Annotated in this window: 9 protein-coding genes and 1 pseudogene; 9 read left to right on the forward strand and 1 reads right to left on the reverse strand. The window is 45.5% G+C overall.

From position 1 onward, the window contains the following. Window positions 1-157: 157 nt before the first annotated feature. Window positions 158-979 (forward strand): DUF932 domain-containing protein, encoded by an 822-nt coding sequence (locus tag EQY_RS0122125; protein WP_001234451.1) that lies wholly within the window; start codon window positions 158-160, stop codon window positions 977-979. A 278-nt stretch (window positions 980-1,257) separates the two neighbouring features. Here EQY_RS0122125 and EQY_RS0122130 read toward each other — a convergent pair whose 3' ends face one another. After that, the gene (locus EQY_RS0122130; protein ID WP_024212709.1) at window positions 1,258-1,710 is read right to left on the reverse strand and encodes a transglycosylase SLT domain-containing protein; all 453 of its coding nucleotides are present in this window, start codon (window positions 1,708-1,710) and stop codon (window positions 1,258-1,260) included. Window positions 1,711-2,222: 512 nt separating this feature from the next. Between EQY_RS0122130 and traM the strand changes: the two genes are divergently transcribed. The 8 genes and pseudogenes from traM to EQY_RS0122170 all read left to right on the forward strand — a co-directional run. Beyond that, complete coding sequence (gene traM, locus EQY_RS0122135; protein ID WP_001137965.1) at window positions 2,223-2,618, forward strand: conjugal transfer relaxosome DNA-binding protein TraM; 396 nt, start codon at window positions 2,223-2,225, stop codon at window positions 2,616-2,618. Between the two features lie 161 nt (window positions 2,619-2,779). Next, window positions 2,780-3,511: a hypothetical protein gene (locus EQY_RS0122140; RefSeq protein ID WP_001062164.1), complete on the forward strand. Its 732-nt coding sequence runs from the start codon at window positions 2,780-2,782 to the stop codon at window positions 3,509-3,511. A gap of 83 nt (window positions 3,512-3,594) precedes the next feature. Beyond that, window positions 3,595-3,801 (forward strand): TraY domain-containing protein, encoded by a 207-nt coding sequence (locus tag EQY_RS0122145; RefSeq protein ID WP_001287348.1) that lies wholly within the window; start codon window positions 3,595-3,597, stop codon window positions 3,799-3,801. A 301-nt stretch (window positions 3,802-4,102) separates the two neighbouring features. Then, entirely contained in the window at window positions 4,103-4,474 is a 372-nt protein-coding gene (locus EQY_RS0122150; protein ID WP_000829553.1) for a type IV conjugative transfer system pilin TraA, read from the forward strand. A 29-nt stretch (window positions 4,475-4,503) separates the two neighbouring features. Continuing rightward, complete coding sequence (gene traL, locus EQY_RS0122155; protein WP_001204091.1) at window positions 4,504-4,803, forward strand: type IV conjugative transfer system protein TraL; 300 nt, start codon at window positions 4,504-4,506, stop codon at window positions 4,801-4,803. A 10-nt stretch (window positions 4,804-4,813) separates the two neighbouring features. Continuing rightward, entirely contained in the window at window positions 4,814-5,392 is a 579-nt protein-coding gene (gene traE, locus EQY_RS0122160; RefSeq protein WP_000365870.1) for a type IV conjugative transfer system protein TraE, read from the forward strand. Continuing rightward, a complete protein-coding gene (traK, locus tag EQY_RS0122165; RefSeq protein ID WP_021555358.1) occupies window positions 5,367-6,146 on the forward strand; it encodes a type-F conjugative transfer system secretin TraK in 780 nt (259 codons plus the stop codon). Before traE ends, traK begins: the two co-directional genes overlap by 26 nt. Beyond that, window positions 6,139-6,365: pseudogene (locus EQY_RS0122170) on the forward strand (conjugal transfer protein TraB); the annotation flags it as partial. The gene traK and the pseudogene EQY_RS0122170, both read left to right, overlap by 8 nt.

Here is a 6,365-nt window from a genome sequence, read left to right on the forward strand (position 1 = left end):
ATGATGCTTTTCAGCCAACAGGCCGGTCAGCCCATGACCAGTCCGGTGTGATGATTTCTCCCCTGATTGTTGTCGATTTGTTAATAACAATCAGGGGGCAGGAAATTAAGCGAAAAAATTTTTGACTTATTTTTTCTTTCAGCGAGGAGTGAATATTATGCGACTGGCTTCCCGTTTTGGCCGATATAATTCCATTCGCCGTGAGCGCCCGTTAACGGATGACGAATTAATGCAGTTTGTGCCGTCTGTTTTTTCTGGTGATAAACATGAATCCCGGAGTGAGCGTTATACATATATCCCAACCATCAATATCATCAATAAGTTACGTGATGAAGGTTTCCAGCCGTTCTTTGCCTGTCAGAGTCGGGTTCGTGATTTGGGGCGTCGCGAATACAGTAAACATATGTTACGTCTTCGCAGGGAAGGACATATTAACGGGCAGGAAGTTCCTGAAATTATCCTGCTTAATTCACATGATGGTTCATCCAGTTATCAGATGATCCCCGGAATTTTTCGTTTTGTCTGCACAAATGGCCTGGTGTGCGGGAACAATTTTGGTGAAATCCGCATTCCGCATAAAGGCGATATTGTCGGGCAGGTTATCGAGGGAGCATATGAAGTGCTCGATGTCTTTGATAAGGTCACTGATAATATGGAGGCGATGAAAGAAATTCATCTTAACAGTGACGAGCAACATTTATTTGGCAGGGCTGCACTGATGGTCAGGTATGAGGATGAAAATAAAACGCCAGTGACGCCTGAACAAATAATTACTCCCCGTCGTCGGGAGGATAAACAGAACGATCTCTGGACGACCTGGCAGCGGGTTCAGGAGAATATGATAAAAGGTGGACTATCGGGAAAAAGTGCCTCCGGTAAAAATACAAGGACAAGAGCCATTACAGGCATTGATGGTGATATCCGAATCAACAAAGCATTATGGATGATTGCCGAACAGTTCAGGGAGTGGAAGTCATGATAATATAAGTAAAGCCCCGAAAAAATTTTTCGGGGCTTTACTTATATTATCATTCTGCGGCATTGCTGTGTCGTCTGATATGCCTCAATTTCATCAACTGGCTTTCCGGTCGTCTGTAAATATTGTGCCCGCGAAAAATGGTCTGGCAGGAGGCTGCGCAGTTACCGGGTATATATAAGATGGGTTCCCGCTTCGCGGGGCTTCGGCCAGTCAGCATTATCACTCATATGATATTTTTGTGTGTGGCCTTCCATGCCGCTGTCGCGGCATAACATCTTTCAGTACTCTCGTTTGTTCTTTATATTGCGATAAATGTTCTGTATTTTTGTAGCATAAATTTTTCTGCGTCGTTCCTGTTCCTCTGTGTTGCGAAAACCGGCATTGTAAGCACCGACAGCCCGCCACGTTACGCCCCACTTTTTGAACGCTATTGCCAGGTAATACGCACCGGTATAAATATTCATGCACGGGTCTGTAACCAGGTGTTCCGGTTTTATTCCGTAACGTGACAACTCCTTAAAATGCTGGGAGTCGATTTGCATCAGGCCGGAGCCATATCCCGTAACAGGATTAATGCCGATAGCATTAACCCTGTTACGGGATTCATGCCATGAAATCGCTCTCAGTAAATCGGGATCTATTTTGTAATCTCTGCCAGCAAGTTCAAAACAGTCAGAGGAATATGTATTTCCTGCAAACATTATGAGGATAATGGCGATAATCTTATGCATGCATTTACTATTTATAGTGTCAATACTATGGCGTGAGCATGCCATTTTTGTGCTTTACAGGCAATGCCCCGAAATTCCGAATCAGCCCCGGGATGCTTTTTGCCTCATCTCTCCTCTGAAAGTATTTTCCTCACACATCACGCAAAACTGTGTTTTGCATGATTTGTCTTTAAAATCAGTGTATTAAAATTATTTTATATGGCAAATTTCGTGTTTTTTAGCTATGCGCAGCACCGTAACAGTGCTGGATTGTGGCTGGATTAGGCACTATAAGCAGCACTGTTACAGTGCTAATTCTTATTAATCATAATGTTACTGAAATACAGGCACTGTAACGGTGCCTGTTACGGTGCTGGATTGTGGCTGGATTTTGCCTGTGCAGTGCTGCTTACAGTGCCTGATATTGATGCTATAGTGCCTGTTATGGTGCTGCGGTGCTGGATCAGGCACTGTTGCTTGTTTTTTAAACGGTGCTGCATCAGGCACTGTAATTTTGTAGCAGGAAATATTTAATGCCGAGACAAAACGTTTATATGAAACAAAAAACACTCGATGGTATTCGTCAGCTTGTTGATGAAAGACTGGCTGAAGGAGCCACTCCGGCTGATGTTAATATGTCAAGTGTCTGTTCCGAATTGCTGGAGACAGGACTACGCGTTGTACAGCAATTAAAAAAGCGTGAACAGGAAGAGGAAAAAAATGGCGGGTTAACTGATGAGGAATTGTTTCGTAAGCGACTTCTGGAAGAATGTATGAAGAGTCGCCTTACCACTCAGGCTATTCTTAATTGTATGTTTGATTTAACAGAAATAAAGTCGGATTCGCGTCATAACTATCATGAGATGATTTCGAAGTTTAAGCAGGAAATAAAGGAATCGTTGCAGGAGTTTTTTCCTGAAAAAGAATGAGAGATATTGAACCTGTAAAAGGTGTTTGATAAAATTTGCATTGAAAAAATAGTTGGCGATATCTGACTATTTTTAAAATTTAACTGAGTCGCCCTGGCAGGGGAATAGCACTCCCGCTACCAGGGCTAACCACAATCTAGCCACCTTTGGAGGAACTAGTTATGGCTAAACACAACTCTATTGATCTACCTGCTGGATCTCAAGATCTTTCCTCACATTTTTATCAATATCATCGCCAGACAGGCGGTATCTGGTACATTAAAAATAGCAATGGACAATTTTTAGATTGCAGTAATGATTTTCTGCGCGTTTTTTGTTCCCTGAATGATGTAAGTCAAGATGAGTTTTTACAGAATCAGCCTGGAAATTTATTCGGTTTTTACGATAGGAAGCTAAAAGAGTATGAATGTCTTACTATTGCGGAGAATAAAATAAAAATATTGTTGGTTTCACTTTTATCTATAGACAGGACGCGTCCCTATATTTGCACATTAAAACCATTTCTCGACGGTGTATATGTAAAAATTGATACTTTACATTTTCTCGGGACAGAGAGGAAAATAATAGATGCGATATGCAATATCAATAAGAAAAATATTAGTGAATTATACAAACACCAACGATTCTATGGTGTTAATCCTTTCCTGGATCTTGATCCTGATGACTGGCTTGTCGCATGGCTAATGTCTGCCAGAGTGTCACAAAGAAGTATCGCTGAATTTATGAATGTTAATGTAAAAGCGATAGAAAAAAGAGCTTCAACAATATATACGCATTTGATTGTTGAAAATTATGAAAACTTTATATTACTTTCTGACTTATATCAGTGGAGTAAATTTATTCCGCCACGCATATCTATGTCTCCAGTATTAAATGAAGTTTGCTTGATATAAATCAAAAATGTTCGACAATTGTCCTGCTAGCTAAAATGTTTTTTTTATGAAATCATTCCCTCTCAGTTATCTGAGGGGGTTTTATGTCAGAAGCAAAGAAGAAAAAAAGTGTCGTTTCAGTAACGCTTCTTCTTCGTCGGGAAACTAATGAAAAACTTGTTGCTGCTGCAAAAGCAGCAGGACGATCAAAGAGCCTGGAAGCGACATTACGTCTGACTCAACATTTGAATTCTGTTCCTGTTCTTGGAGAGAACAGTTACTGGGAGATCCTTTTACCAGAAGACAAATGATTTTCTGTTTTCTCTAAAACTGTATTTACACATTTTCTCCGTAGCGGGAGTTTAAATATCAGCAATACTCTTTTGTCTTTTGCGGAGAAAGAGCTTCTTTTGCATTTGTTATGCCCTGTTATTTACGGGCAGGAATTTTTGCGCCCCGCAGACCGTATTTCCCGGTCACGATCGGATTTGCACCCGAGGGCGGTAGCGTGTCTGAAGCAGTCCGGAGTTTCATTCTGAATATCCACTCCCGGGTATTCAGAGGGCAATTCCGCCCATATAACTTTTTATTGTCCGTTAAAGAGGAATTTATATGGCTGAAATGACGGTTTTAAATAATGTCATGGCAACGTCTGCGAAAAAACGTAAGCCGGGTTTGTTGTCACGTTGTTTGGCTGTTGTTAATAAATCAACTGCCAAAGCCCTGGTGAAATATGTGGCTGCGCCGCTGGCTCTCTGGCTGGCGGCACAGGGAATGGCACAGGCAACGGATCTGGCCTCAGCCGGTAAAGCAGACGTGGAAGCGACCTTTGGTCAGGACTCCACGATGATTTATTACTTCATGATCGCCGAAGTGTTCCTGGTCTTTATGCTCTATCTGCGTAACCACAACCCGGCAACCTTTGTGTTGATCCCGGTATTCATCGTGGTGACCAAAGTCATTTTCTCCATCGTTGGTGGCTGATTTCGGACATCACACAGAGAGATGAAGGTATGCGTGATGACGTGGAAGAACGTTACATCTTCCCTCAGACGCTGACCGAACAGAAACGCCTCATCGGGATCCCTCTCGATGAGGCTACCGTTGGACTGACTCCACCGTGTATCGGGATTTACTTCAACCAGAGTCTGGCCGGTTTGATTGTCGGGCTTCTGTTCTGGTTTGCGTTAACCCACTTCAAAAAGGGAAAGGGGACATCCTGGCTTTTTAATATGTGTTACTGGCATCTGCCGGGGCTGAACAGTCAGTTTAAAGTTTTGCCGGAGTCATGCCGGCGACTGTGGTTAAAATAAGGAGACGTTTATGGATCTGAGCGCACATCGCTCAGCCCTGAAGTTCACATCCCTGACATTTGTCATCCTGTTGTTTTTTCTTGGTCTGAGTCTGGCCGCTAATGTCCTTGCCTGGTTACGAATTGAAGATCTGGAGCGGGGACAGAAAGAAACCTACATCCCCATGTTCTTTAATCAACCGTTTTCGCTGTCCCGTAATGTGGCTGATGCCAGCTATCTGCAGCAGGTGGCGGAGTCGTTGATGTTTCTGCGACTTAATGTCACGCCGGAATCGGTAAAAGCTCAGCATAAGGCCCTGCTGCGTTATTTCGATACAACAACCCGCCCTCAGATGAAAGAGATTCTGGATGGTGAAGCCAGTCAGATCATTACCAACAATGCCAGCTCTGCGTTTTATATGACCGGGATTGATGTGTATCCGAATGCCGGGGTGGTGGATTTCAGGGGGACGCTGAAGACGTGGATTGGACGGCGTGAAGCATTGCCGGAAGAAAAGGCATACCGGCTGGAACTGGGTTACAGGGACGGGATGACAACTATCCGGTCATTTAAGGAACTGGTGAATGAGAAAGAAAAACCAACGAAATAAATGGCGGACTCTTCCGGGGATGGCCGCATTGCTGTGCGGTCTGGCCGGTAACGTACAGGCCGCACCGGTGGCACAGAAACCCGTACAGGTTCCGGTTTCGCCTGATGCACAGGCCCGTATTGCGCTGAGCAACACACAGCCTAACCTGCTGGTTGTTCCCGGCGATCGTATTGTGGGCGTGGACAGTGCGCAGGGAACCTTCACGAATACCGGAGAGTACGGACAGACAGGTATTGCAAATGGCGGGGTGATCCTGATGACGGAGAAAACCGCGCCCTTCACGTTTTATATCCGTACCGAAGGTGGCCTGGTGGTCTCCGTTATCGGGCAGCCTCAGGCCCGGGACGGACGGGTGGTACATCTGATAAGTGAGCGGCCGGTTCGCCACCAGGCTGCTGCCGCCTGGGAGCGCAGCCATGATTATGTGGCGTTGCTGGTTGATGTACAGAGGACGCTGATGAAAGGCGATATTCCCCCGGGATATGTCTTTTCTCCGGTCGTGGCCGCGCCGGTGTTCTCACTGCCTGCCGGACTGGTTGCCCGGGCAGACGGCATGTGGAGTGGTGATCTTCTGCGGGTATATCGCTACCGGATAAGCAACAGGCAACAACATGCGGCAGTGTTATCTGAATCTCAGTTCAGTGCGCCGGGTGTGCGCAGCGTGGTGATTTATCCCCGTGCAGAAACCCTGTTACCCGGAGCGACCACCGATGTCTGGGTGATGGTCGGACAGACGGAGGCGCGGGATGGCTAATATCAATCAGCTGGTTCGTCGTAAACAAAACCTCAGAATGGCGCTTATTGGTCTGGGGATCAGTGCAGTGGGTGGGGCCGCCTGGTATCTGTCTTCCGCGCAGCATGCAGGAAAAGCAGCGCAGACACAGCAACAAAAAGCGCCGCCGCCCAATATGACGGGTGTGGTCTCACAGACCTTCGATAAAAAGGTGTCAGATGCGGCGGTTGCAGATATTCA

Origin of the sequence: Escherichia sp. TW14182 (assembly GCF_000208525.1) — a bacterium.
In the GTDB taxonomy this organism is placed as follows: Bacteria; Pseudomonadota; Gammaproteobacteria; order Enterobacterales; family Enterobacteriaceae; genus Escherichia; species Escherichia ruysiae.

What these genes read in the sequence shown, in the direction of transcription:
- EQY_RS0122125 (WP_001234451.1), top strand. Translation starts at nt 158, where the DNA reads ATGCGACTGGCTTCCCGTTTTGGCCGATATAATTCCATTCGCCGTGAG.
- EQY_RS0122130 (WP_024212709.1), bottom strand. Translation starts at nt 1,710, where the DNA reads ATGCATAAGATTATCGCCATTATCCTCATAATGTTTGCAGGAAATACA.
- traM (WP_001137965.1), top strand. Translation starts at nt 2,223, where the DNA reads ATGCCGAGACAAAACGTTTATATGAAACAAAAAACACTCGATGGTATT.
- EQY_RS0122140 (WP_001062164.1), top strand. Translation starts at nt 2,780, where the DNA reads ATGGCTAAACACAACTCTATTGATCTACCTGCTGGATCTCAAGATCTT.
- EQY_RS0122145 (WP_001287348.1), top strand. Translation starts at nt 3,595, where the DNA reads ATGTCAGAAGCAAAGAAGAAAAAAAGTGTCGTTTCAGTAACGCTTCTT.
- EQY_RS0122150 (WP_000829553.1), top strand. Translation starts at nt 4,103, where the DNA reads ATGGCTGAAATGACGGTTTTAAATAATGTCATGGCAACGTCTGCGAAA.
- traL (WP_001204091.1), top strand. Translation starts at nt 4,504, where the DNA reads ATGCGTGATGACGTGGAAGAACGTTACATCTTCCCTCAGACGCTGACC.
- traE (WP_000365870.1), top strand. Translation starts at nt 4,814, where the DNA reads ATGGATCTGAGCGCACATCGCTCAGCCCTGAAGTTCACATCCCTGACA.
- traK (WP_021555358.1), top strand. Translation starts at nt 5,367, where the DNA reads ATGAGAAAGAAAAACCAACGAAATAAATGGCGGACTCTTCCGGGGATG.